Source organism: Desulfoplanes sp. PS50, from assembly GCF_053851535.1.
The window spans coordinates 47,533-73,196 of record NZ_JBSPZA010000001.1 but is presented as its reverse complement, the minus strand read 5'-3'; the positions used below and the strand labels follow the sequence as shown (position 1 = coordinate 73,196).

Sequence of the window (25,664 nt, the reverse complement as noted above, 5' to 3'; positions counted from 1 at the left end):
GTTACTGAACTCCTTGAGGGGACGTCGGGGTGTTGACGGTCATGTGCATAACGAGATCAGGACGTTTGTCTTCGAGCACGGTTTGGACTCGGCTGATGGTCTTGGGAATGGACGCATCAATGGTCAAACGGGTCAGGGTCGGAGCCAGACCGAGATAAAGAACAAGAACCGCCAGGGGCACAATATAGGCCCATTCGCGACAGTTCAAATCGGACAATCCCTTGCCGGCCGAAGGGGATCCCCAGGCGAGCTTCTGAAGCAGCCTGAGCATGTAGGCCGCAGCGATCATGGCTCCGGGAATGGCCAAGGCACCGACAATCACATTGTTCTGAAAGGCACCGATAAGGACGAGGGCCTCGCCCACAAAACTGTTGGTTCCGGGAAACCCCAGGGAAGACATGGAAAACAGACCGAAAAAACCGATATATGCGGGAAGATACTTGGCCAGCCCAAGATTGTCGGCGATCTCTCTGCTGTGGGTCCGCTCGTAGATGGCCCCCACGAGCATGAACAGGGCACCCGTGGTGATTCCGTGGTTGAGCATCTGGAAAACCGCCCCTTCGATCCCTCGGGCGGTGAACACGAAGATGCCCAGGGTGACAAAGCCCATGTGGGCCACCGAGGAATAGGCGATCAACTTCTTCATATCCTTCTGACCCAGGGCGACCAAACCGCCGTAAATGATGGAGACGATGGAGATACCGATCATCAAGGGGGCGAAATAGACCGACGCCTCCGGAGTCATGGGCAGACAGAAGCGAAGAAACCCATAGGTCCCCATCTTCAGCAGCACCGAGGCAAGAAGCACACTGCCGGCTGTGGGCGCTTCCACATGGGCGGCCGGGAGCCAGGTGTGAAACGGGAACATGGGCACCTTGACCGCAAACGCCAGCGTCAGGGCCAAAAAGGCCCAGAACTGAAACTTGAAGGAGAACTCGCTCTCCATGATTATGGGAATGGAGAAGGTTCCGGTCTGAAAATAAAAGGCGATGATGGCCACCAGAAGCAGGGTACTTGCTGCCAGGGTGTATACGAGAAACTTGATGGAGGCATATTTGCGCCGGGGACCGCCCCATACGGCGATGATCAGGAACATGGGCACGAGCATGGCCTCCCAGAAGACATAGAAGAGGACCATGTCCAAAGCGGCGAATACTCCAATGCACACGGCGATCATGAGCAGCATGCAGATGTGGAATTCCTTGACCCGCTTGCCGATGTAGTTCCAGGAACAGAGAACACACAAAGGCAGAAGCAGAATGGTCAAAAGAATCATCAGCAGGCTGATTCCGTCGATTCCAAGGTAGTACGAAAGCCCCCATTGGGGGACCCAGGATATCTGTTCGACGAATTGAAACCCAGTGGCATGGATATCGAATCCGATGAGCGGAAAAGCCAACGCCATTTCCACAAAACCGGCCGCAAGGGTAACCAGACGAATCGTCCGGTCGTTACGCAGCCAGGCCAGAAGAAAGGAAACCACAAGGGGGAAGACGATAAGACGCGTGAGGGTCATGAAGCCGACTCCGATCAGATGGTTAAGGCCAGGGAGAACCACGGCCGTTGGTCTGATAGCAAGTAATTAGAGAAAGAAATAAACCGCTGCGATGATCCCGATTCCGACAAGGGCGGACAGGCCGATATAATCGGAGAGCTTGCCCGTCTGAAGCTTGGCCAGGACACCTCCGATGCCGACTACAGAAGTAGCCGTGCCGTCCACGACTCCGTCAATAACACGGGCATCGAATCTCGAGGATCCGTGGGCCATGTCCAGAAGCCTGGCAAGACCGATCTTGCGGTACACGGATGTCCACCATGAGTCGATCAGGGCAACCGGGTATTTGGCCAGAAACAGTCCTATCCACCCCAGAATCCGATAGAGAAAATCGAAATCGAGATTCCGCCCTTCATGCGGGGCAATAATCTTCCGGCAGACATAAAAACCCAGTCCGGTGAATCCCAGAAGCTGCAGGGAGGCCAGAACCTGCCAGGGAGCAAAGGGTTCATAATCCAGAGGAAAGGGAAGCAGACTGTACAGAGCCTGGGGATAGATACCCGTGAAAAAGCACAAAAAGGCGGCCATGAACATGGCTACATACATATTTGCGGGCAATTTTTTAACCTCGCCGGTATATTCCGGCTTGGACCAGAACGCGAAGTAGGGCAGCTTGATGCCGACGGAAAGGAAGGTACCCACTGCGGCGATTTCCATGCCCAGGGCCAGCCAGGTATGGTGCGACATGGCTGCTCCGGCGATGGTGATATTCTTGGAGATGAAGCCGTTGAACAAGGGGAAGCCGGATATGGAAACAGCGGCCACCATGTAACAGAACATGACCAGAGGCATTCTGGAGGCCAGTCCGCCAAGCCGGGTCAGCTTGGCCGTGCCCGTGGCGTAGAGGATACAGCCGGCGGCCATGAACAGGAGCCCCTTGTAAAGAATATGGGCGTAGGCATGGGCACAGGCCCCGTTAACGGTCATGGCCGTGCCGATACCGATGCCCGCAACCATGTATCCGACCTGGGAGACAATGTGATAGGCCAGAATGCGCCGGGCATTGTTTTCAATGGTCGCGTAGGCCGCCCCGTAGATGGTCATGATCACACCCATGACACCGAGGATCTCGAACCCGGAAAACCCGCGGGCCAGGACATACACGGCTGTCTTGGTGGTAAACGCGCTCAAAAAGACAGCACCGGTCACACTGGCCTCGGGGTAGGCATCCGGAAGCCAGGCATGCAGAGGGACGACAGCCGCATTGACGCAGAATCCGAGCAGAATCAGCCAGTCATAGATCTGGGTGGAGCCGGGGGTAACGGCGGTGAAGGCAAAGGTGCCCAGATCCCCGTATCGCAGAAGCAGTCCCGCCAGCAGGAAAAGACCTCCCAGGGTATGGAAGATAAAATACCTGAACCCTGCCTGGGTGGAACGCTTGTTCCTGCCAAGCCAGATCACGAAAGTGGAGGCAACGGACATGAGCTCCCAAAAAAAGAACAGGGTCACATAATCGCCCGAGAACACGCAGCCGAACCCTCCAGCCACATACAGGGCCGTGGCAATGTGCTGATACTTGTCCTTGACGTGCATGGCGAAAATCATGCCGATCATTGCCTCGAGGGCAAAGACATGGGCAAAGATAACCGAAAGCTTGTCAACGCGGCCGAGAACCATGTCCAGACCAAGCCAGCTCATGAATCCGTACGTACCCGGATGCATGGACAGGACAGCAACGATAGCCACAAGTCCGGGAACAGGCAGGAGCCAGCGCCAGGCCTTGTTATTCCGGGCAAAGGGAAGGATGGCCGCCAGGGCGAAGAAACCCAGGGCCGGGTGAAGGAAATTACTCAGACCGGTCATAGAACGCCTCGGGTTTGTTGATCAGGGGGTAGATGATTTTTTTGAGTACCAAAACCATGATCACGCTGGCCACGACCCCGAAAACGGCCCAGAATCCGATCTTGGTTTCCATGGCAAAATGGGCGTGGTGAGGATGGAGAAAAAAATTGATCCCCACGAGAATGCCCAGAACCGTGAACAATGCTTTTTTCCAAAAAGAGGCATTGTCCCGGGCCTTGATAAGAATGTGCGAAAGTGTGCTGGTAAAGCTCATGACGGTTCCGTTTCGTAGATGGTTTGCGTCGTGATGCGTCTTATTTGTGTGATGATCCGAACGAACAGGGCTAGACACCCCTGAAAATCTGAATCAGCTGGATGACCGGATCGGGATAGATACCGATGATCACGGAAATGGCCGCAGTGATGCACAAGGGAATGACCATGCACAACGGGGCTTCCCTGACGCCCTCATAGGCAAAAGGAAGCTCGGCCTGGACCGGTTTACCAAAAAAAGCCTTGTACACAACCGGGCCGAAATAGGCGGCGTTGAGCAGGGTACTCGCGAGCAGACAGACCAGCAGAACGACCTGGTGGATCTGCACCGCACCGTTGACCAGAAACCATTTGGTCACGAATCCCGACACAGGCGGGATGCCTATCATGCTCAGCGATGCCACGGCAAAGGCACCAAAGGTCCAGGGCATCTTACGCCCGAGTCCGGACATGAGCCGGATGCTGCGGAGATTGCAGGAAACAAAAATGGCCCCGGCAGCGAAGAAGAGAGTGATCTTGGAAAAGGCGTGGTTGGCGATATGGATCAGCCCGCCCTGGACGGCAACAGGGGTGAGCATGGCCACACCAATGATGATATAGGAGAGCTGGCTGACCGTGGAATAGGCCAGCCGGGCCTTGAGGTCATCCTTGGTCAGAGCGATGATCGAGGCCGCGACAATAGTGAATGCGGCCACATATGCCAGGGGAATCCCCAGGTTCAGGTTGTGCATGAGATCGACGCCAAACCCGGACAAAATAATCCTGCTGATGGAGAAGACACCCGCCTTGACCACGGCCACCGCATGCAAAAGGGCGGAAACGGGAGTCGGCGCAACCATGGCCGAGGGAAGCCAGTTGTGCAGGGGCATGATCGCAGCTTTGGCAATACCGAGAATATACAGAACATAGGTAACGGTAACCAGGACCGGATCGGCATCGGCCGGGAAGATACCCGTGACCATGTCCCCGAGATGGAAATCGAGGGTGCCGGCCAGGACATAGGTCAAAACCATGGCCGGAAGCAGGAAGAGCTTGGAGGTACCCATGAGGTAGACAATGTACTTCCGCGCGCCGGAATAGCCCTCCTCGTCCTGATGATGAGCGACCAGGGGGTAGGTGAAGATGGTGATGATCTCGTAGAACAGGTACAAAGTAAAAATGTTCGCGCTCATGGCCACGCCCACAGCCCCGAAGATGGCCACGGCAAAGCAGAAGTAGTAGCGCGTCTGGGCGTGCTCCTTGAGCGAGCGCATGTATCCGATGTTGTAACTCGTGGCCAGAATCCACAAAAACGAGGCCACAAAGGCAAAAATCAGGGTCAGACCGTCGGCACAGAGTTTCACGTCGATGCCGGGCAGAATATGAAAGAGCTGCAGGACCAGGATCTTGCCCGAAAGAACCGGGGGAACCAGGGTCAGGACCGAGATCAGGGTCAGGATGGCCGCGACAAAGGAAACGGCCTCACGCTTGTTCGGGTCCTTGGCTGCAAGCCAGATCAGGATAGGGGCCAGAAGGGTGATTCCCAGGGGGATGAGAAGGCTGTAGCTGGTTATGATTTCAGACATGGATCATCCTTTAAGCGTGGAAATTTTCTGTTCCTCGATGGTCCCGAAACGACGATAAATAACAATGATGATCGCCAGGACCAGGGTCGCTTCTGCCGCGGCCAATCCCATGATCAGCAAGGCTCCAAGCTGTCCGAGCTGAGCTGATGCCGGTGTCAATTGCGATGTTGCCACGATGGACAAACCCGCACCATTGAGCATGAGCTCCACGCCGATCAGCATGCCGACGAGCCGGCGGCGCAGAAGCAGGCCGTACAACCCCAGGGCGAGCATGCCCAGGGCAATGAGCTGGTACATGATGAATACGTTCATTGTCTCCTCTTGAATCCCAACAGGATGGCTCCGGCCATGGCCGCAAACAGAACCACGGAAATAAGTTCAAAGGCCAGACCATACGGGCCGAGCAATGCCCGGCCAAGATCTTCGACCGCTACCGGCGTGGCATCATTGGTTGTAACGATGGAGTATTTGATCACGGTCATGGCCAGAAAAAAGGCCGGAATGAATCCCGCCAACACGGCCAGGGCCCGTTTTTTTATGGTCGTTTTACTCCGGTTGCGTGCCTCTCGGGATGCACCGGTAATAACAATGGCAAAAAAGATGAGTACGGCAACCGCACCGACATAGATAAGAATCTGCATCAGACCGATAAAAGGAGCGGCCAAAAGAAAATACAAACCCGCAACCCCGAACAGAGAAATGACCAGACCGGTGAAGGCCCGGACAAGACTGGGAATGGTCACCGCCCAAAGCGCCCCGCCCAGACACAGGAGGGTGTAGAAACCAAAGGCAATATAAGCCATTATCTCCATAAGTATTACTCCTTGTCTTCGTGAGCTTTGCGGTCTTCGATGACCTTGCGGGACCGCTCGATCAGGTCATAATCGAAATCACTCCGGGAAAAGCCTGCCAGATAGACGTCAGTGGAGAACCTGAGGGCCTTGGTCGGGCAATTTTCAACACATTGCCCGCACAGACTGCAGTAATTGTAGTCCACTTCAAACAATGACGGATATTTCGCCTTCTTGGGCTTCTGGAGTTTGCCGTCCTCACCGATCTCCGGTGGAAGCTCTGCCTTTTCCATGGTGATACATTGTGAAGGGCAGTTCCGGACACAGGTACCACAGGCAATACATTTGGAAAAATGAGACGGTTCGTCCGTGGGCACGAATTCAATATGCCCATGGTAGGTATCGATATTGTCCACGGTCTGCCGGGGATAGTGCACGGTTTTGGTCTTGGAGAACAAGGCCCGTCCCGTGATCCCGAGGCCGATGATCAGGGAGTAAAGGCCCTTGATCGCCTGGCGAATGTCTTCGAGAAATGTCATGGCGTATCGCTTTGTTGTATGGAGTCTGAATGCGTGTGAAACAATCGGTGTTCGTCCGCTAGAGTTTTACAAGGATAGCTACGTAAAAAATATTGAGCAGCGCCAGGGGGATGAGCCATTTCCAGCTCAGATTCAGAAGCTGATCGAATCTGACCCGGGGAAAGGTCCAACGCATCCACATCATGACGAAAATCAGGAAATAGACCTTGGCCGCGAACCACCACCAGCCGTCAGCGAAAGGACCATGCCAGCCGCCCAGAAACAGGGCCGTGCCCACACTGCTGACAATGACCATGTTCGAATACTCGGCAAAAAAGAAAAGACCGAACCCCATGCTCGAATATTCCGTATGAAACCCGGCTGTGAGCTCACTTTCGGCCTCGGGCAGATCAAAGGGCGCCCGGTTGCATTCTGCCAGGGCACAGATGAAAAAGATGACAAATCCAAGAGGCTGCACAAGTACATTCCATTGCCAAGGCCAGCTTCCCTGCTGATTCACGATTTCCGAAAAATTGAGAGATCCGGAAAAAATAACCACACCGAGTACGGTGATAAGCAAGGGAACTTCATAGGCGACAGTCTGGGAAACGGCACGTGAGGCCCCGAGCAAAGAGAACTTGTTGTTCGAACCCCAGCCGGCCAGAATCGTTGCCAGAACGCCCAGACCGGAAAAGGCGAGAATCAGGACAACTCCAATTTCGGATTCCATGCCCAGGAGCATCGGACCAAAGGGGATGGGCAAAAAGCAAAGAAACACCGGGGCAAAGGCCAGAATCGGAGCGAGCCAGAAAAGACGTTTATCCGCACCGGCCGGAGCCACGAGCTGTTTGCTCATCAGCTTGAGCCCGTCACACAGGGCCTGAAGCAGGCCGTGCGGACCCACTTCAAACGGACCGGGCCGCAACTGGAAGTGACCGGCGAGCTTGCGCTCAAGCCAGACAAGCATCAGGGCGTTCAGGGAAACAAAGGCCAGGATGGCAACGGTGAAGATGAGAAGCCGCAGCAGTTCCACGTGAATATTGGGTATCATCGATCAATCTCCGGGATGACGAGGTCCAGGCTGCCCAGGGTGGAAATGGCATCGGCCAGCAGGGTTCCCTTGGCGCACTCGGAAAAGAGACTCAGGTTGGAAAAGGTGGGTGAACGCAGCTTGATCCGGTAGGGGATATTGGTTCCGTCACTGACCAGAAACACCCCGATCTTGCCCCGGGCACCTTCCACGGCAAAATAGGTCTCACCCTTGGGAGGCTTGATCACCTTGGGCACTTTGGCTCGAATATCCCCCTCGGGAAGTTGATCCAAGGCCTGGGTGATGATCCGCAGAGATTCAGAAATCTCATCCATCCGGACATGATACCTGGCCATGGCGTCCAATGTGTCCCGAGTGGGAATATCGAACTCGAATCGATCATAGATGGAATAGGGTTCAGCCCTGCGAATGTCGTAGGCCACACCCGACCCGCGGAGAACAGGTCCGGTGGCTCCGTATCTTCGGGCCATCTCCACAGGAATTTCACCAATTCCCTCACACCGATTTCGAAAAATGAAGTTCTCCGTGACCAGATCCTTGTACATTTTCACCCGCTCGGACATGCGGACGCAGAATGCACGAAGTCCCTGGATAAAGGTGTCGTCGACATCGTACGCCACTCCGCCGATGCGGAAAGAGCTGTATGTCAGACGGGAACCGGTTATTCGCTGCAGCAGATCCTGAGCCATCTCGCGATCTTCAAAGGCGTACAGGATGGGGGTGAACGCGCCCAGATCCAGGACATAGGCCCCCCACCAGAGCAGGTGGGAAGTGATCCGGTTGAGCTCGCAGGAGATGACCCGGACAAATTCGGCCCGCTCGGGAACCTCGATTCCCATGAGCTGTTCCACAGCGCCCACATAGGCCCAGTTCCAGGCCAGCGGATGCAGATAATCCACCCGGCCCATGTTGGGCAAAAATTGATTGTAGGTCTTACATTCACCCATCTTTTCGTGCATCCGATGCAGATATCCGAGTACCGGCTCCGATCGGGTGATGTACTCTCCGTCCAGTTCCACGAGAACCCGAAGTACACCGTGCGTCGAGGGATGCTGGGGACCCAGGTTGAGAATCATGGAATTCTCGGTAGGCCCCTGTTGAAAATTCTGGGAGTAGAAGTCTCCGTCCAGATTGAAGGTCATAATGGTCGGCTACTCCTTGTCGCCGGATTCATCCGGGTTTATGGCACAGGGAACGGGGATGCCGATGGTCTGACACTTGGAAAGGGATTCAAACAAAGAAACCCTTTTTTTCTCTTCCTTGATCAGGGGATGAAACCCGAAATTGTCCGGGAGCAGCAGGGGGATCAAGTTCGGATGGCCCTCGAAGGTAACTCCGAAAAAGTCGTAGCATTCACGCTCATGCCAGTCTGCACCCTCGAAGATGTCGCTGATGGACGGCATGACAGGATTCTCGTGTACCGTCAGTACCCTCAGCGTCACCCGATAGGGCTTGTCGTACTTTGTGAAATGATAAATGAATTCGAACCCTTCCTTGCCATCCAACCCCGTGATGTCCTCCAGGAAGTATCCGGCCTTGTCCAGATTTCTCGCGGCCTCACGCAGCCGTTCATGCTGGAGGAACAGATTCCAGGTTGTGCCCGTGGCCTCGTTGTCACAGGCCGCAAGGCCGAAGGGTTCGATATCCTTGAGCCATTCAGCGGGGATCCAGTCTTTCATAAGTTCACTTCCTCGGGCTTGGGCCACCAGCGCTTGCCGGTGATTTTTTCCTGAAGCTTGAACACCCCCTCAAGCAATCCCTCGGGGCGGGGCGGACAACCGGGAACGTATACATCCACGGGAATAAACAGATCCAACCCTTCGACGACCGAATAGTTTTCCTTAAAGGCAAAAGGACCTCCGGAGATGGCACAATTGCCCATGGCGATCACGTACCTCGGTGCAGGCATCTGCTCATAAAGATTGATGATCGCCGGGGCCATTTTTTTGGTGACCGTACCGGCAACGATCATCAGATCGGCCTGTCGGGGAGAGGGACGAAAAACCTCGGCCCCGAACCGGGAAATATCGAAACGGGACATGCCCGCAGCCATCATTTCAATGGCACAGCAGGCCAGGCCGAAGGTCATCGGCCACAGGGACATGGCCCTGCACACGTTGAAGATCTTCTTGGGCAGGGCAAAGGGAATGAGCTCCGGCTCGACCGAGGAGGTCAGCGGACCTATGCTTTGATCTTTCGGGGCCATGTAAAGACACCTTTCTTGTAGAAATAGAGGATGGCCGCCCCAAGGACGGACAGAAAAATCATGATTTCCAAAAAGGGAAACCAGCCAACGGTACGGGGGTAAATGACGGCCACGGGGAAAAGATAGAGTACGTCCACATCAAAAGCGAGAAAGATAAGGGCATAGAAATAATAATTGATATTGAAGCTTCCCCATGCGCTCCCCTGAGGAGGCATACCGCACTCATAGGGCATGGCCATGGCTCCGCCTCGAGCCTTGGGCGCAAGAATCGTCGGAACAATGAGCGCTCCCACGGCAAACAAGACACCGACAAGGATCAGGACGATCATGCCCAGATGAAACCAATTGAAAACCATATGGTTCATTCTCCTCTTGCTGGAGGTGAGATGCAACAGAATCCGTAATCTAGGAAGAAAAGCCGAAAAGAACAGTGTTAATCGGCCAAAGGTCTTGTTACTCTGCTGAATGGAAAAAAAGCAAGTCGAATATCTTTATAAGCATGTTTGTAGCAACAATGAGAGTACGCACAGGGGGAAGACGCTGCAAAAATGGGAAAAAAAGAACTTTTGTCAGATCAAGAAAGGAGTCAAACCCATGCTTCAGCAAGCAGAACGTGATAATAATCACAAAAAAATCGGTACTTCTTTTAATTACAGTTGATTATCAAAAAAAATTCGCGAAGAATTGTAGACGTAAGATTGCCTTTTGATTGGCCGGCTCGATAGGAAACCAAGAGGGAGTCCACCGGAGTCGTCCGCTCTGCTGAAAAACGACTACTTTGTATCTGAATCATGCCCGTCTCCAAAGCAGGCCCGGACAGAAGCGATACTCTGGAGCACATTTGAAATCTTACAAACACACAAAGATGCCTTATACAAGGAGAGCTTGGAAGCGTGGGGCGGGCCAGGGGCCAGGACAACCTGCCTTGTTTGAAACGGCAGGTCATAGCGGAGTGAAAAAGGTTCGAGGAAATGTCTGGCGGAAAAACTGATCAGAACCGGCAACGAACTATTTCGCCAGGGTATTTCTGAAAAAAGTCACGATTTCCGGGTAGAAATCTGCGGGGGTGTTGAGGCGGATGTTGTTGGCGCGGGTGGCTCCGATCATGGTTGAGAAAAGAATATAGGCGGTCATGTGAGGATCGCATTCTTTCATGGTCTCATCTTCAACGCCCCTGGCCACGGAGTCCTTGAGCAGTCTAAAAATCCGCTCACACTCGATGGTGATGGCCTTGTTCTCCCTGGGACCGGCCTCCAAAAGAAACGGTGAACATCGAAGCAGGGTGGTGAACCACTCCCGATTGTCCACCGAATATTTGAGAAAGCACTTGATGAAATTGGTCACCGCGCCCAGACCGTCCGAGGAATAGAAAAGGCTTTCTTCAAGTTTGTCGTGCAGATCACGAAGAATGGTCCGCTCCACCTGGAGGAACAGTTTTTCCTTGTTCCCGAAATGGTGGGCAATGAGCCCCTCGGTCACACCGGCTTCCTTGGCGATCTTCTTGTACGTGGTTTCGGCATATCCCAGCTGACCGAGCAGTTTCGCTGCTGCCTCGAAGATATCCTCTTTGGCGGTTTTCTTCACCTCGTCCTCCCCATTGATCCTGCCTACAAAATTTCCTTGATCGATATTATATACTGTATACGAGAACACAAGTCATTACACCTTCCGGCTGTTGTGCGTCTGTTTAACCCGTATATGAAGGGGGTCAATATCCGCAAACACGAGCAAGGGTCAACAATGAGCTTTCCCAAGGAAAAATCCTGTTTTTTATATCAAAAAAGTGAGTTGACCTGGTCAGACTTTTTTGTAGGCGCTCGTTTAGTTTTTTTGAGTAAGCATTTAACCAGGTCGATTTTCACTCCAACAGGTTATCCCTCCGGGAAGGCTGACCTGACTGGCGACTGCAGATCGCACCAAGTGATACCAACCAAGGAGAGACGATGCGCACATTGCTGGGAAAACACGTGGCACTGACTCTGATCTGCCTGTTGGCAGTGGCGGAATCGGCCTTTGGAGCAGGATTCGGAATTTACGAATGGAGCGCACGGGGAAACGCCCTGGGCGGCGCCATGATCGGCCGGGCCGACGACCCTTCGGCCGTGGCCTACAACCCGGCCGGGATCACCCAGTTGCCAGGAGTGCAGGTTATGGGTGGTTTTTCGATGCTCATGCCTCAGGCAAAGGTTGAGATAGACAGTGAAACGTTTATGGCGGGCACATCTCTAGGAAAAGAGTCCGACTCAACCCATACGAAAAGCCTGGGTATGGATGGTTTCGCTCCCAATGCCTACATAACCTACCAGCTGAACGACAGATTCTGGTTCGGACTGGGGGCCTACACCCGCTTCGGACTGGCCTCGGAATATGATGAGGATTGGATTGGTAAGTATGCCGAGTATTATGCCGGGGTCAAAACCTACTCGATCAATCCGACCATTGCCTATAAAATCAATGACCAATGGTCTGTTGCCGCCGGAATCGAGGCGATGTACTTCGATGTCGAAATCAATCGAAAGCTCGCCACCAAAATTTTGGGAATGTCTGATGACAGCGATGTAAAAATGGCCGGAGACTGCTGGGCACCCGGATATAATCTGGCCGTGCACTACAAGCCCGCTTCATGGTTTGCCGCCGGATTGACCTATCGCGGCGAGGTTCATCCCCATGTCAAGGGAGATGCGGATTTCAGCGGTCCGATACTCGCGGATCCCACACGTGCAGACCAGGATATGCGGGGTTACCTGGATCTTCCGGCCTCATGGGCACTGGGATTGGCCTTTTTTCCGACCGACAGGCTGAGTGTCGAGGTGGACGCCATCTACACGATGTGGTCTTCCTACAAAAAAATCACCTTTGATTACGATATATTGGGAGAAAATAGTGAGCCCAAGGATTGGAAGGATGTCTGGCGTTTTCAGGTAGGCGTTGAGTACGCCTACAACGACTGGCTCGATCTGCGCTGCGGATACGTCTTTGACGAATCACCGATCAATGATGCACATTACGATTATATGGTTCCCATGACCGATCGGCATATTGTGAGCGTTGGAACCGGGATGCACTGGGGCGATCTGACCCTTGATCTATCCTACGGCTATCTTTTCTCCAAAACAAAGGATGCAGAAATCGATGTTGTTCTCAGCAAAGATTATCATATTAATCAGGTCCACGACGCCTCCTTCAAGGACGCCCATTGCCACATGCTCGGCCTGAATATCGGCTACGCATTCTAGCCATCACCTTGCCCGCCAAAGAAAAGGCCCTGCTTCGTTCTGAAGCAGGGCCTTTTCTTTGGGTGACTCATCGCTGTTCCAGCCGGGTAAAGCAGGGGATGCACAAGACCCTGCCCCCGAACCGGCGGGTCCGGGATTCCATGGTCTTTTCCCCGCATTCCTCGCAGACCAGACTCTCCAGGAGATGGGCCCTGGATGGGAGGCAGACTTCCGGCTCGGAAAAGGCGAACAGGGTTTTCAGCGGAACGGTCATGATCGCCTGGATACGATCCTCCCGGCTCAGCTCCCGTCCCCAGAATTCGTCCCGCACGGCAATGCGCATTCCCTGCCCCGTGTCCCTTTTGTAAAAGGTGAATGCGGCCTTGCCCCAATCCCGATGGATCAGGTTTCCCTTGCCAAAGGTACAGCTCACCAGGAATTGTATGGCATCCACCGCGCACATATCCGTTTCCGTGATGCAGACGATATCCTCGTCATTGGCGCTGCCGAATTCCCTGAGCCCCACCTCGGCCGCCCGTAGTCCCAATGCCAGGCCTGGACACCAATGTCCGTGAAATGCCTTGGTCGATTCTATCTGGTCCTGGGTAAGGGTGCAGGTCATGATGGATGCTCCTGGTTGGTGGTTGGGATAGTGTATTTATCTGTGAATACCTTTTTTAAATTCGTATTACCAGTTTTGCAATGTTTTTTTGCTCGGAAAAAAATCAGTACTCATCCCATCGTGGTTGTAAAGGCACAGAGGAATCTCTAGGGAATGAAAAACATGTAAAAACATGGGCCTCCGTGACCGATCACCCCGGCGGCAGAAACCGACCAAAACTCCAACTCAAAAATGACTCCCATGAACCAATTACACCTTCAGGGAATAACCGTCCAAAGAGACAGCAGGACCATTCTCCACGACATTGATCTCACCGTTCAAAAAGGGGACAAAATTCTCATCCAGGGCCCCTCGGGAAGCGGCAAGTCAACCCTGCTTAAGGCCATTCTGGGCTTTGCCAGGGGCGTTACCGGCACCATCCTACTGGACGGAGAAAAAATAGACGGCGCATCCATCGCCCGGTTGAGAAACCATTTCGCCTACATCGGACAAAAACCCCTGGTGTTCGAGGGAACGGTCAGAGAATACCTCGCCATTCCCTTCACCTTCCGCCACAACCGGGGAAAAAACCCTGATCAGCAGCGGGCTCTGGACCTCCTGGCCGCCCTGGGATTCGGACCCGAGGTGCTCACGAGCGGATACCACACCCTGTCCGGCGGGGAACAGCAGCGCATAACCATTGCCCAGGCCCTGCTCCTGGACCGGGAGATCCATCTCCTGGACGAGGTCACCTCGAGCCTGGACGAGGCAAACATCATCCGGGTCATCGAGCTGTTCACGGCCAAACCCGATCAGACCGTGATAACCGTCTCCCACAACAAGGAATGGCGGGCATACGCCACCCGGGTGCTGACCCTTGAATCCGGAGTCCTGCGTGAAACAGGAGGAAAATCATGAACGCAGCCATGGACATTTCCGTTATCCAGCTGGGATGTTTCTTTCTCCTGCTGGTCATTCCTGCCATGCTTTTCCGCTATCTCGATCTGGGCCTGACCCGGGAAATGGTCATCGGATTCACCCGGATGATCGTCCAGCTCTCCCTGGTCGCCGTGTATCTGGAGTACATCTTCACATGGAACAATATGGCCGTGAACATTCTCTGGATCCTGATCATGGTCCTTGTGGCCAACGCAGCCATTCTCAGACAGAGCGGCCTTTCCTTCCCCGGATTTATCACCGCGACCTATCCCTGCTATGCGCTTTTGGCCCTGTCTATCCTGGGCAGCTTCCTGATCGTGCTCGAGTCGCAGGTCCTGTTCTCGGCCCGCTATCTCATTCCCCTGGCCGGAATGATCTTCGGCAACATCCTGCGGACAAACGTGGTCGCCCTGGACCGGTTCTATTCCCAGCTCATCCGGCGGGAAGAAGAGTACATGGCCTACGTATCCATGGGCGCCACGCACAGGGAGGCCATCCGTCCCTTTGTCCGCGAGGCCTGCAAGGCCGCCTTCGGTCCCCAGCTGGCAACGGTCTCGACCATGGGTCTGGTCTCCCTCCCCGGAATGATGACCGGTCAGATTCTCGGCGGTTCGTCCCCGGCCGTGGCTATCAAGTACCAGCTGATGATCATGGTGGCCATCTTCCTGACCTCCTCGCTGTCCAGCTTCCTGGCGGTCATGGTCTCCACCCGGAAAAGCTTCGACCACTACGGGCGGTTGAACCGGGAGATGTTTCTGAAGGAGTAAAGCATGCGCCAATCCTGGGTCACGCTTCTCAAAAAGATCATCCCGGACAGATTCACGGATCCCCGGAATCCATTATAGATCAAAAAGAGATTGCACGGGTTCACAAATCGAGAATCTCTCCTTGCAATACTTCCCTGAGTGTGGCAGATACAAGGCAAACGAGCGGAACCAGGAGACAAAACGCATGCACTACTTCGTTCTCGGGGGAACCGGATTCATTGGCACGCATCTCATAGCCCACCTCGTGGACCAGGGCCACAAAGTGACCGCCCTGGTTCGTTCGGTCAAAAAAACGCCTCCCCAAGCCCTGAATGCTGTGAACGTTGTCCAGGGCGACCCTCTTGCTCCGGGAGCGTGGCAGGAACATCTCTGCGAGAAAAAGGTGGATGCGGTCGTCAATCTGATCGGCAATCCGATCATCCAGCGATGGAACCCAAAGCTCAAACAGGCCATTCACGATACCCGCATCCTGTCCACGCGCATGGTCGTTCAGGCCCTTGCCCACGCAACGGATCAGACAACCTTTTTCTGCGCCAATGCAACGGGTTATTTCGACGATCGCGGCAATAAGATCGTCGAGGATGACGCCCCTCCGGGCGATGATTTCCTGGCCGAAATCTGCCAGAAATGGCAGCAGGAGGCCGAAGCCGCACAAGAGCACGGACATCGGGTGATCGTCGGCCGGTTCGCCCCGGTCATCGGCAGGGGCGGCGGACTGCTTTCGCCCATGCTTCCCGCATTCAAGGCAGGCGTGGGAGGCATCCTTGGAAACGGCCATCAATGGATGAGCTGGATTCACGTCCAGGACCTGTGCAGGGCCATTGCGTTCACCGTGGACCATCCGGATCTTGACGGCCCCCTGAACATGACCGCGCCCAAGCCCGTGACCAACAGACATTTCACGTCCGCACTCGGTAAGGTGCTTCATCGTCCGACCCTGATGCGCGTACCGGCTTTTGTCCTCAAGCTGGTCTATGGCGAGGCATCCGAGGCCATCCTGGACAGTCAGCGCTGTATACCCGTCCGGCTGAAGCAGACCGGATTTTCCTTCCATTTTGCCGAGATCGAAGCAGCCCTCGAGGATGTCTGCGGATGACCGGCTCCGGTCACGGCACATCCGATCCAAAAATCTATGCGGAAAGCCGGTGACGACAACAACTTTTCGCCTCACTGGTCTCAGGTTCGCGCGATTCTCTACAGCCATCAAAAGTCGACCTGATGATCATCGACCTGGGTATGCCGGGAATGGGCGGGGAGCCGTGCATCAGAAAGATTCTCCACCAGAATCCCAAGGCCAGAATCCTCGTCGCTTCCGGGTATTCCGGGCATCCCATGGCCAGGAATCCCCGCGCATACGGAATAGAAGGGTTTCTGGGCAAACCGTATAAATTCGCGGATCTCGCCAGGTGGATTGACAAGGTGATCGGAAGCAGGGAAGGGAGCGACAACCAGAATGATTGAGCCGGCGCTCCAGGCCGGTTCCAACGAACCATATTCGACTGCCCGTGCATAAAGTCACAAACTGGCCTTTGCCCTGAAAATGACGGATTCATAGGCGGGCAGTTCAAAAAACATGGTTGCGGTTGCAGTTTTTTTTGGTATTGCGATAACCATATCAACCTTCAGGAACGACGGAAGAAGATTATGACAAAAACCAGCATGATCCTGCCGGATCAGGAAAAGGTTTCCTGGGATTGGGATGTGGGCGAAAAAAAGATCGTCAGCACCACCTACTGCTCCACCCAATTCGAGTGGATCGAGGAGTTTCAGGTCAGCCCGGACGGCGAAAAGATCGCCATGGTGGCCAAGGTCGGCGGGTTTGAATTCAGCGTCTGCGAGAAAGGCGATATCTGGGACCCCCCCTATGAAAAAATCTGGCAACTCGGGTATAGCCCGGACGGAAGACTCGCAGGTCTCGTCGCCCAGGACGGTGAGTGGACCGTGGCCGTTGACGGCCAGACCTGGGATGAGACCTACGGATTCCTTTGGGATACCATGTTCAGCGGTGATGGGAAGGTCATCGCGGTGGCCGCGCAGCAGGACATGACGTACGGCATGGTGGTTGACGGCAAACCTTGGAAACAATTTTTCGAGAATGCCAACCAGTTCGCTCTGAGCCACAAAGGAGACAAATCCGCTGCGGTCGTACAGACAAAATCCTTTGCCCAAGCGGATATTCAGGCATTTCAAAACGGCTGCTATACAATTGCCGTGGATGGCGAGCCCTGGAAACGGAATTTCGTCAACGCATGGACTCCGGTGTTCAGCCCTGATGGAAACCGGGTGGCGGCACAGGTGCGAACTTCCTTATATGACTATACCGTGGCCGTTGACAGTCAAACCTGGGCCCAGGGTTACACCGGAGTCTGGACACCGCTCTTTTCTCCTGAGGATGGGGCTGTGGTTGCCCCGGTCCGGGAACGAGGCAAATGGGGCATGGCCAGAAACGGAGAGTTCATCTGGGAACCCACGTTCGACCAATGCTGGCATCAATGCTTTTCCGACGACGGCCAGAATCTCTGGGCCATTGTCGCCCCAAAATTCGGTCACTTCACCTTGGCTCAAAATGGCCGTCCCTGGAAAACCTGCTTTCCCGTGGTCACGGATCTCATTGTCGGACCGACCGGCACCAGAGCGGCAGCCCTGGCCAAAGACGACAAGGACCAATGGACAATCATTACCGACGATACGCCCTGGCCTGGCACATATGCCATGGCATGGCCCGCCGTATTCAGCCCGGATGGCAACCATCTGATCGCAAAGGTCGAACAAAACGGAAAATACACGTTTGTCCTGGACGGCAGGGAATGGAACGAATTGTTCGACCAGGCCTGGGATCCGGTTTTCAGTCCGGAAGGGGACAAGATCATGCTCAGATATATCAAGGATGATGCGTATTTCCGTCGGGTTGTGCGTCTGGAGGATTTCAAGGGATGATCAAACTGCAAGTCGTTGGAGGCAGTTATGCATAGCGTGTATCAATTCGTAGTCGGCCCGCTGGCCTGGGTCGCCTGGTCGTTGTTCATCGGCGGTTCACTGGTACGTCTGGCCCTGATGTATCGGTCGGTACGCAAAAAAGACCCGGTGGTTTTCGAGTACATGAGCTTCAAATACGGGATGCGGTCCATCCTTCATTGGATCACCCCATTCGGCACGGTCAATTGGCGCAAGAATCCAGCCATGACCATCGCCACATTTGGATTCCATGCCCTGCTTTTCGTGGTTCCCATTTTTCTTTTGGCCCATGTGGTTCTCTGGGATCAATTCTTCGGGATTTCCTTTCCCGCATTGCCTGAGTGGCTGGCCGACATTCTGGCCATGGCAGTGGTTCTCGCGTGCTGTTTTTTCGCAGCCAGGAGGATCATTCTCCCCGAGGTCCGCTTCGTGACCAGCCCCACGGACTGGATCGTGCTTGTGATTGTGGTCCTGCCCTTTGTCACCGGCATCCTGGCCTATCATCAGATCCTGAACTACGAGCTGATGCTCATCCTGCACATTGTTGCCGGAGAACTCATGCTCGCAGCGATTCCTTTCACCCGGCTCAGCCACATGCTTTTCGGGTTTTTCTCCAGGGCCTACATGGGATCGGAGTTCGGAGCCGTCAGACACGCAAAGGACTGGTAACCGCCGGGTAGGCGAAAGGTACATAAGAAGGAGAATCCATGAAAACTACCATAGGACATATATCCAAACGCAAAATCGATGACGTGGGTCTGCAGACCGGGGTGGACCGGCTGACCCCGGAACATATCGAAGATGTGGTCACCCGGGTTCTTCAGGGAGAGACCGGGGCACGACTCCAGGCCTATAGTGAAATATGCGTGCGATGTGGGTTGTGCAGCGAGGCCTGTCATTTTTATCACTCGCACGACAAGGATCCGAGCTATTCCCCCGTGGGCAAGGTCAGCCAAACCATCTGGCCTTTGCTTGAAAAAAAGGGACGGGTGAGCCCCGAATTCATCTACCAGATGGCCCAGGTGGCGTACACGGAATGCAACCTCTGCAAACGATGCGTCCAGTACTGCCCCTTTGGCATCGATACCGCCTACATGATGCAGATCGCACGCAGGATCTGTCATAAACTCGGAGTGACCCCGCAATACCTCCAGGACACGGCCCAGAGTCATGCCGCGACCATGAACCAGATGTGGGTCAAGGACGACGAGTGGATCGACAGCCTGCAATGGCAGGAGGAAGAGGCACGGGACGAAATCCCCGACCTGCGCATCCCCCTGGACAAGGAGGGGGCAGACATCTTCTACTCGGTGATCGGCCCGGAGCCCAAATTCAGGACCCAGCTCATCTACCAGGCCGCCGTACTCATGAACGTCACCGGTCAGAACTGGACCATGCCCTCCATGCCCGGATGGGACAACAGCGATATGGCCATGTATTCAGGCGATTACGAGATCATGGGACGGCTCAAGCAAAAACATTTCGAGTCCGCCATGGACCTTCGTTGCAAGAGGATCGTCATGGGCGAATGCGGTCACGCCTTCCGATCGGTCTATGACATGGGCAACAGATGGCTCGGCTGGCGATCCCATCCCGTCCGGGTCATGCATGCCCTCGAGTTTTACTGGGAGCTCATGGAGGAGGGCAAGCTCAAGGTGGCCAAAACCTTCGATCAGACCGTAACCTTTCACGATCCCTGCAACATTGTCCGCGGTCGCGGACTGCACGAAAAGGCCAGGGAGGTGGTCAGAGCCTTCTGCCCCAACTTCATCGAGATGATCCCCAACCGCGAACATAATTATTGCTGCTCGGCCGGGGGCGGAGTGATCAATTGCGGACCTCCGTTCAAGAACACCCGGGTTCAGGGAAACCGGGTCAAAGCGGATCAGCTGAGAAATACCGGGGCGGCCGTATGCATCGCCCCCTGTCATAACTGCCATGGAGGACTCGAGGACATCATCCATGATTATAAGCTGGATATGAAACTCATGTTCCTCATCGATATCATCTACGAATGTATGGAAAAATAGGAAATGATCATGGGAACGACAAACAAGATATCTCGCACTCACAGGATGATCCAGATCCCAATAACCCTGGCCCTGACGCTTATCCTGGTCGCTCTTGCAGGTACGGCTCTGGCACAGGAAAACATGACCATACTCCGCTCGCCCGCCTTTGACACGCACCAGCGTCCTCCTGTCCCTTTTGTCCATGACCTGCACAACGAGATGGCGGAAATCGAGGATTGTGCCGTGTGTCATCATGTCTATGAAGACGGTGTGCTGCAGGAATACGAGACATCCGAAGACCAGCCCTGCTCTGCCTGTCATCCGGCTCATCCGGAAGAGGGGGAACTCGGGCTCATGCGCGCCTTTCACAAACGGTGCATCACCTGCCACGACCAGGCCGACAAGGGTCCGCTGACCTGCGGTGGATGCCATGTGAAGGAACGATCCGGAACACGATGACGATGAGCATCAATCCTTATTGACGGTCTAACAAGGAGAAAGATCCATGTTTTTCAAGAAGATCCTGCTGGCTATCACCCTCTCCGGAGAGCGATTACGCTGCCAGGGAGGCCATTGCCCTGGCCCGGGAAAACAAGGCCAGGCTGTATGTCTTCCATGCCTGTGGTGTGGAATACGGATGGGGCCAGGTTCGCCATCTGATCCCCGGAGGAGAGACGGAAAAGATGAAAACCCTCCTTCGGGAGTACTATCAGAAAATGACCGATGGATTGCCGGATGTCTCCTACGAAGTCACTGCGGGATTACCTCACACAGAGATCCTGCGCTTTGCCCGAAAGCAGAAGATCGATCTCATTGTCATGGGTCCGCACGCATCCAAAGAAATTGAATGCCGTTCGACCATTTGGGGGGCTGCGGGAAGCTGTCTGGAAAAGGTCAGCCAGAAGGCCCGCTGTCCGGTGCTGATCGTCACCCGACCCCATTTGCACAGGGAAAAACATTCTCTACAGATCGTGGTGGCCACGGATTTTTCACCATCCGCCAGCCACGCCTTGCAATACGCCGAACGCATGGCCCGAAAATACAAGGCCGGACTTCATGTCTTCCATGCAGTAAAAATCAAGGGAGGCTACCGGGGAATGCGCGAGGATCAGGAAGCTATTGAGGAGGCATGCAACGAGGCGGTCGCCCGCATCGAACACGAATGCCAGGGACGGCTCAGCGGCGTGGAATCATTCACTGCCCAGGCATGGGAAGGCACACCCTACCAGGAAATCATCAAGTGCGCCCGCTGGAAGAACGCGGATTTCATTGTCATGGCCCACCATTCCGAGGACACCAAAGACGAGGCCTTCATGGGCTCCACCGTGGTTCGGGTGGCCCTGCGAGCCCATTGCCCGGTCATGTCCGTGAACTACCAGGCCATAGCCGGAAAATTGCGCGAGGAAGAGGATTGAAAATTCTGGCAGTAAGAAAAATGAATCCTCCTGACAGAACGTGCTGATCGGGTTCTGTCAGGAGGATTCGTCAATCTGTCGGTGACTGAAGAGGAGGGCCGGAAGAAGTTTTTTACATCAGAAAGGCTTTCCGCTGGTTCAGCCGTCACAACCACAGCGATCGCCCGCATCGCGCAATTGATCCCTCTTTTCGCTGATCCCCAGAATGAACCGGTACGGCCCGGGCGTCCCCGGGGGGACCAGGGCGACCCGATCGCCAGGATTGAGCTCGGTATCCAGGGGACGAACCGATCCATTGATAAAGCTTCCCTCGACCAGAGAGATATCGATGTTAAGACGCGTCAAAACCGTCTTGACAGTATCCCCGGGACTCAGAGAAACACAGTTTTCATCAGCTGCAAGTCCTTTTTTTTCAAATTCGGGCTGTAAAAATGAAAATGCCTTAAGCGTTATCATGGTATTCTGCATGGCTTCCCCCATATTGCAGTGTCGCGTGAATCATCCCGAACATATCCGGGTGATCAATGTATTTCAATAGGCTATGAGTCAAAGAATGAATATATTATTTTACGACTGTTTCTCGGGAATCAGCGGGGACATGAATCTGGGGGCCATGCTCGATCTCGGCGTGGACCCGGACGAACTTGAGCAGGAACTTTCCAAGCTGGGGCTTGATAACGAGTTTTCTCTGAAACATGCCCCTGACTCCCGCAAGGGAATCACCGGAACCCGGGTGGATGTGATTCTTAAAACAGCTCGTCATGATCACCGCCATCTGCACGATATCCAGCGAATCATCCTGGCCTCCCGCCTGGATGAACCCGTCAAACAGACCAGCCTGGCCATCTTCACCATCCTGGCCAGGGCCGAGGCCAAAGTGCACGGCACCACGGTGGACAACGTCCATTTTCACGAGGTCGGGGCCACGGACGCCATCGTGGACATTGTGGGTGCGGCCGTCTGTTTTCACCTGCTCGGCGTGGACGCGGTCTGGTCCTCTGCCGTGGAGCTCGGGGGCGGCTTTGTCACCTGCGCCCACGGAACCATTCCGGTACCGGCCCCGGCAACCGTTGAGATCCTGACCGGATGCCCGACAACCAGAGGCAGGGTGGACAAGGAAACCACCACCCCAACAGGTGCGGCCCTTCTGACCACCCTGGCCGACCGGTTCACGGACTCACCCAGAATGACCGTGACCCGAACCGGATACGGCATCGGTCACAGAGACACATCCATCCCCAATGTGCTCCGGGTTCATCTGGCCACGGTGGACGACGAATCCGCAGGCTGGGAGACAAACTGGGCCCGGGTTCTGGAATGCACCATCGACGACATGACCCCGGAGGCCCTGGGCGTGGCCATGGATCTGTTTCTAGCTGCAGGTCCCATGGATGTCCACTTCACCCCGGTGATGATGAAAAAAAACCGTCCCGGAACCATCATCACCCTGCTCTGCGCGCTCGAGGATGAGGAACGCTTCAAGCGTCTTTTGTTCGAACACACGACCACCCTGGGCATCCGGTGCCTGACCGTTGAAAGATCCACCCTGGCGAGGTCGTTTGAACCGCTGGAAACCAGCCTGGGCAGGGTGACCATGAAAAACGCGATCATGGACGGGAAGGTGATCCGATCCAAGCCTGAACTGGAAGAGTGTCGAATGATCGCCCAGCGTCACGGCATCTCCCTGGAGAGGGTCTACCGGGAGATTTCCAGGACCCGGCAGTCATGACCCGGGAAACATCAGCGCAGGAGAGATACTCCCGACTCATCGGGATGCTCCGGGGAGCAGGCAGTGTTCTGGTCGCCTTTTCCGGGGGGGTGGACAGCACCCTGCTTCTGCATGCCGCTACAGAGGGACTGGGCAAAAGGGTCCTGGCCGTGACCGTGGCCGCCCCGTATGTTTCCGAACAGGAAGTCACGGCGGCCCGCAACCTGGCCGTATCCCTCGGGGTACGCCATCGGATTGTGGAAATCCCCTTTCCCGAAGCCCTGCGCATGAACCCCCCGGACCGCTGCTATATCTGTAAAAAAATCATCTTTTCCCGGTTGCAGGATATCGCCCGGGCAGAAGGAATAAACGCTGTCATCGAAGGGACCAATGCAAGCGATCTTGACGAAGACCGCCCCGGGATCAAGGCCCTGAAGGAACTCGGAATATTCAGCCCCTTTGTCACGGCGGGATTGGACAAGACGGATATCCGAAATCTCTCCCATGCCCTGAATCTGCCCACCTGGAACAAGCCATCCCTTCCCTGTCTGATGACCCGGATCCCTTTTGGCAGCAGGGTGGATAGGGATCTGCTCGCGCGGATCGAACAGGCCGAAACCTTTCTGGCCAAAATGGGTTTTTCCGGAGTCCGGGTGAGAACGCACGGCGATCTCGCGAGGATCGAGGTAGAGCGGGATAGAATCAATGAACTTATCAGGCCAGAAACCGCCCAGGCCATCGAAACCCGTCTGAAAACATTGGGATACGATCACGTCTGCGTGGACCTGGCCGGATACCGCACCGGAAGCATGAACACCGCTCCCAGGGGAAACAGGCAGGAACGACCATGAACGATCAGCATGAACTCAGGGATCTGCTTCAAAAGATCAAAAACGGTGAGATGGACGTGGACCAGGGCATGAGCCATCTCAGGGATCTGCCCTTTCTGGACATCGGTCATACCAAGATCGATCTGCACCGATCCCTGCGCAACGGTTTCCCGGAGGTCATCTATGCCCAGAGCAAGACCCCGGAACAGGTCGGGGAGATCTTCACCCACATGCACGGCCGGACCAACATCCTGGCCACCCGGGTCTGCCGGGAAACCGCAGACCATGTGCTCTCGCTCTTCCCGGAGAGTCGCTACGACGAGCTTGGCCGAACCCTGACCCTTGTTCAAGGCGATATTGCCTTTGGCAGGGCAGCGGTGACCATCATCACCGCCGGAACCTCGGATCTGGCCGTGGCCAGAGAGGCCCGGACCACCTGCGAGATGCTCGGGACCAGAGCAAACATCATTTCGGATGTGGGCGTAGCGGGCATACACAGACTTTTTGACCGACTGGAAGAGATCCGAACCGCCACCGTGCTCATTGTCATTGCGGGCATGGAAGGTGCTTTGGCCAGTGTCATCGGAGGACTGGTGGACAAGCCGATCATCGCGGTTCCCACCTCCGTGGGCTACGGGGCTTCCTTTTCAGGCCTTTCGGCCCTTCTGGGCATGCTCACCTCCTGCGCCAGCGGGGTGAGCGTAGTCAACATCGACAACGGATTCGGCGCGGCCTGCGCGGCCTGCAAGATCACCCGTCTGGTGGAAGAGGGATCACGTCAGGATGATTCCCACGATTAAAACAAACCGTAACTATTCAGGTGCATTTCCCGGGGATCAGAATTGTAAATTTCAGAAATTTAAGAGATTTAAGAAATTACAGGCGGTTAGCGTGCAGGTCCTTAATTTCTAATATTTCTGAAATCCTTAAATCTCTAAAATTTACGGGCTGGCACTCAAATTTAACATCACATTGCAGTCTGTTGCGCCTGATAAATTTTGACCTGAATAGTTACACACTCTTTCCTTTACGATTCACGCCATCCACCAGGCAACTGTCCGGTTGTTTTGTCGGAACCGAATATAAGGCCGCGAAATCACAACGACCCGGCACCATCACACACTTACTTCCCCAGAAGCAGGGGCGGAACCATGCCCTTGCGGATCTCCACGCTCTCCCAGACCTTGCCCAGAACATAGGGTTCTGTGTCCAGCCACTCTGTTTTGAGGGCCTCTTCCGAGGGAAAATCACAGACAATGATCGAACCGTTCATTGTTCCGTCATTGTCCAGCAAGGCCACGGCGTACAGAAAAACCCCCTTGGCGTGATTCTCCTTAAAGGTTGCCAGGTGGGCCTCCCTGGCGGCCAGCCGCCGATCCAAAGCCTTGTCGTCCTTGCCGTCGTGCCCGATGACCACGAATTGCATGCAGGTATCCCCTTATGGTATATGTGTTAAATTGAAACCCAATTGCTCAACAAAC

The 25,664-nt window shown here is 54.8% G+C and carries 29 protein-coding genes; 13 read left to right on the top strand and 16 right to left on the bottom strand.

The annotated features are described in order from the left end of the window. Position 1: 1 nt before the first annotated feature. From ACTVJH_RS00345 to ACTVJH_RS00285, 13 genes are all read right to left on the bottom strand, one after another. On the bottom strand, positions 2–1,516 hold the full coding sequence (locus ACTVJH_RS00345; protein ID WP_455986304.1) for a complex I subunit 4 family protein: 1,515 nt from the start codon (positions 1,514–1,516) through the stop codon (positions 2–4). A 66-nt stretch (positions 1,517–1,582) separates the two neighbouring features. Next, positions 1,583–3,358, bottom strand: a complete 1,776-nt coding sequence (locus tag ACTVJH_RS00340) for a Na(+)/H(+) antiporter subunit D (protein WP_455986302.1) — start codon at positions 3,356–3,358, stop codon at positions 1,583–1,585. Further along, positions 3,342–3,611, bottom strand: a complete 270-nt coding sequence (locus ACTVJH_RS00335) for a hypothetical protein (protein WP_455986300.1) — start codon at positions 3,609–3,611, stop codon at positions 3,342–3,344. The genes ACTVJH_RS00340 and ACTVJH_RS00335 overlap by 17 nt, the downstream gene beginning before the upstream one ends. A gap of 70 nt (positions 3,612–3,681) precedes the next feature. After that, the gene (locus tag ACTVJH_RS00330) at positions 3,682–5,175 is read right to left on the bottom strand and encodes a monovalent cation/H+ antiporter subunit D family protein (protein ID WP_455986298.1); all 1,494 of its coding nucleotides are present in this window, start codon (positions 5,173–5,175) and stop codon (positions 3,682–3,684) included. A 3-nt stretch (positions 5,176–5,178) separates the two neighbouring features. Continuing rightward, entirely contained in the window at positions 5,179–5,487 is a 309-nt protein-coding gene (gene nuoK, locus ACTVJH_RS00325) for an NADH-quinone oxidoreductase subunit NuoK (RefSeq protein ID WP_455986296.1), read from the bottom strand. Further along, positions 5,484–5,987 carry an NADH-quinone oxidoreductase subunit J family protein gene (locus tag ACTVJH_RS00320; protein WP_455986294.1) on the bottom strand — a complete coding sequence of 168 codons (504 nt, stop codon included), beginning with the start codon at positions 5,985–5,987 and terminating at the stop codon, positions 5,484–5,486. Before ACTVJH_RS00320 ends, nuoK begins: the two co-directional genes overlap by 4 nt. 5 nt (positions 5,988–5,992) lie before the next feature. Next, positions 5,993–6,505, bottom strand: coding sequence for a 4Fe-4S binding protein (locus ACTVJH_RS00315; RefSeq protein WP_455986292.1), 513 nt, complete (start codon positions 6,503–6,505; stop codon positions 5,993–5,995). A 58-nt stretch (positions 6,506–6,563) separates the two neighbouring features. Further along, on the bottom strand, positions 6,564–7,535 hold the full coding sequence (gene nuoH, locus ACTVJH_RS00310; protein ID WP_455986290.1) for an NADH-quinone oxidoreductase subunit NuoH: 972 nt from the start codon (positions 7,533–7,535) through the stop codon (positions 6,564–6,566). Continuing rightward, the gene (locus tag ACTVJH_RS00305) at positions 7,532–8,677 is read right to left on the bottom strand and encodes an NADH-quinone oxidoreductase subunit D (protein WP_455986288.1); all 1,146 of its coding nucleotides are present in this window, start codon (positions 8,675–8,677) and stop codon (positions 7,532–7,534) included. Before ACTVJH_RS00305 ends, nuoH begins: the two co-directional genes overlap by 4 nt. Positions 8,678–8,686: 9 nt before the next feature. Continuing rightward, on the bottom strand, positions 8,687–9,214 hold the full coding sequence (locus ACTVJH_RS00300) for an NADH-quinone oxidoreductase subunit C (RefSeq protein ID WP_455986286.1): 528 nt from the start codon (positions 9,212–9,214) through the stop codon (positions 8,687–8,689). Continuing rightward, positions 9,211–9,741 carry an NADH-quinone oxidoreductase subunit B gene (locus tag ACTVJH_RS00295; RefSeq protein WP_455986284.1) on the bottom strand — a complete coding sequence of 177 codons (531 nt, stop codon included), beginning with the start codon at positions 9,739–9,741 and terminating at the stop codon, positions 9,211–9,213. The genes ACTVJH_RS00300 and ACTVJH_RS00295 overlap by 4 nt, the downstream gene beginning before the upstream one ends. After that, a complete protein-coding gene (locus tag ACTVJH_RS00290) occupies positions 9,717–10,097 on the bottom strand; it encodes an NADH-quinone oxidoreductase subunit A (RefSeq protein WP_455986666.1) in 381 nt (126 codons plus the stop codon). The genes ACTVJH_RS00295 and ACTVJH_RS00290 overlap by 25 nt, the downstream gene beginning before the upstream one ends. A gap of 652 nt (positions 10,098–10,749) precedes the next feature. After that, positions 10,750–11,325, bottom strand: a complete 576-nt coding sequence (locus tag ACTVJH_RS00285) for a TetR/AcrR family transcriptional regulator (protein WP_455986282.1) — start codon at positions 11,323–11,325, stop codon at positions 10,750–10,752. 359 nt (positions 11,326–11,684) lie between these two features. On the opposite strand from ACTVJH_RS00285, the gene ACTVJH_RS00280 reads away from it, so the two are divergent. Next, positions 11,685–12,977, top strand: coding sequence for an OmpP1/FadL family transporter (locus ACTVJH_RS00280; RefSeq protein WP_455986280.1), 1,293 nt, complete (start codon positions 11,685–11,687; stop codon positions 12,975–12,977). 67 nt (positions 12,978–13,044) lie between these two features. On the opposite strand, the gene ACTVJH_RS00275 is transcribed toward ACTVJH_RS00280, so the two are convergent. Then, positions 13,045–13,578, bottom strand: a complete 534-nt coding sequence (locus ACTVJH_RS00275) for an FmdE family protein (protein ID WP_455986278.1) — start codon at positions 13,576–13,578, stop codon at positions 13,045–13,047. Between the two features lie 240 nt (positions 13,579–13,818). Between ACTVJH_RS00275 and ACTVJH_RS00270 the strand changes: the two genes are divergently transcribed. From ACTVJH_RS00270 to ACTVJH_RS00230, 9 genes are all read left to right on the top strand, one after another. After that, positions 13,819–14,475 (top strand): ABC transporter ATP-binding protein, encoded by a 657-nt coding sequence (locus ACTVJH_RS00270; protein WP_455986276.1) that lies wholly within the window; start codon positions 13,819–13,821, stop codon positions 14,473–14,475. After that, on the top strand, positions 14,472–15,263 hold the full coding sequence (locus ACTVJH_RS00265) for an ABC transporter permease (protein ID WP_455986274.1): 792 nt from the start codon (positions 14,472–14,474) through the stop codon (positions 15,261–15,263). Before ACTVJH_RS00270 ends, ACTVJH_RS00265 begins: the two co-directional genes overlap by 4 nt. Before the next feature lie 184 nt (positions 15,264–15,447). Then, positions 15,448–16,359: a TIGR01777 family oxidoreductase gene (locus tag ACTVJH_RS00260; protein ID WP_455986272.1), complete on the top strand. Its 912-nt coding sequence runs from the start codon at positions 15,448–15,450 to the stop codon at positions 16,357–16,359. Positions 16,360–16,433: 74 nt separating this feature from the next. Next, positions 16,434–16,724 carry a response regulator gene (locus ACTVJH_RS00255; RefSeq protein ID WP_455986664.1) on the top strand — a complete coding sequence of 97 codons (291 nt, stop codon included), beginning with the start codon at positions 16,434–16,436 and terminating at the stop codon, positions 16,722–16,724. A gap of 183 nt (positions 16,725–16,907) precedes the next feature. Then, positions 16,908–18,200 (top strand): electron transfer complex subunit TmcD, encoded by a 1,293-nt coding sequence (gene tmcD / locus ACTVJH_RS00250; RefSeq protein ID WP_455986270.1) that lies wholly within the window; start codon positions 16,908–16,910, stop codon positions 18,198–18,200. A gap of 27 nt (positions 18,201–18,227) precedes the next feature. Beyond that, positions 18,228–18,887: a TmcC family electron transfer complex membrane anchor subunit gene (tmcC, locus tag ACTVJH_RS00245; protein ID WP_455986268.1), complete on the top strand. Its 660-nt coding sequence runs from the start codon at positions 18,228–18,230 to the stop codon at positions 18,885–18,887. A gap of 38 nt (positions 18,888–18,925) precedes the next feature. Next, the gene (gene tmcB, locus ACTVJH_RS00240; RefSeq protein WP_455986266.1) at positions 18,926–20,248 is read left to right on the top strand and encodes an electron transfer complex ferredoxin TmcB; all 1,323 of its coding nucleotides are present in this window, start codon (positions 18,926–18,928) and stop codon (positions 20,246–20,248) included. A 9-nt stretch (positions 20,249–20,257) separates the two neighbouring features. Continuing rightward, positions 20,258–20,689, top strand: a complete 432-nt coding sequence (tmcA, locus tag ACTVJH_RS00235; RefSeq protein WP_455986264.1) for an acidic tetraheme cytochrome c3 TmcA — start codon at positions 20,258–20,260, stop codon at positions 20,687–20,689. Between the two features lie 113 nt (positions 20,690–20,802). Beyond that, the gene (locus ACTVJH_RS00230) at positions 20,803–21,645 is read left to right on the top strand and encodes a universal stress protein (protein ID WP_455986662.1); all 843 of its coding nucleotides are present in this window, start codon (positions 20,803–20,805) and stop codon (positions 21,643–21,645) included. A 138-nt stretch (positions 21,646–21,783) separates the two neighbouring features. Here the strand turns inward: ACTVJH_RS00230 and ACTVJH_RS00225 are convergent, their stop codons facing one another. Next, positions 21,784–22,101, bottom strand: a complete 318-nt coding sequence (locus ACTVJH_RS00225; RefSeq protein ID WP_455986262.1) for a MoaD/ThiS family protein — start codon at positions 22,099–22,101, stop codon at positions 21,784–21,786. 97 nt (positions 22,102–22,198) lie between these two features. Here ACTVJH_RS00225 and larC point away from each other — a divergent pair, with 97 nt between their 5' ends. From larC to larB, 3 genes are read left to right on the top strand one after another with little or no spacing between them, the layout of a single operon-like run. Next, positions 22,199–23,374, top strand: coding sequence for a nickel pincer cofactor biosynthesis protein LarC (gene larC, locus ACTVJH_RS00220; protein WP_455986260.1), 1,176 nt, complete (start codon positions 22,199–22,201; stop codon positions 23,372–23,374). After that, entirely contained in the window at positions 23,371–24,204 is an 834-nt protein-coding gene (larE, locus tag ACTVJH_RS00215; RefSeq protein ID WP_455986258.1) for an ATP-dependent sacrificial sulfur transferase LarE, read from the top strand. Before larC ends, larE begins: the two co-directional genes overlap by 4 nt. Next, entirely contained in the window at positions 24,201–24,983 is a 783-nt protein-coding gene (gene larB, locus ACTVJH_RS00210; RefSeq protein ID WP_455986256.1) for a nickel pincer cofactor biosynthesis protein LarB, read from the top strand. Before larE ends, larB begins: the two co-directional genes overlap by 4 nt. 323 nt (positions 24,984–25,306) lie before the next feature. Here the strand turns inward: larB and ACTVJH_RS00205 are convergent, their stop codons facing one another. Next, positions 25,307–25,609: a YciI family protein gene (locus tag ACTVJH_RS00205; RefSeq protein WP_455986254.1), complete on the bottom strand. Its 303-nt coding sequence runs from the start codon at positions 25,607–25,609 to the stop codon at positions 25,307–25,309. Positions 25,610–25,664: the final 55 nt, after the last annotated feature.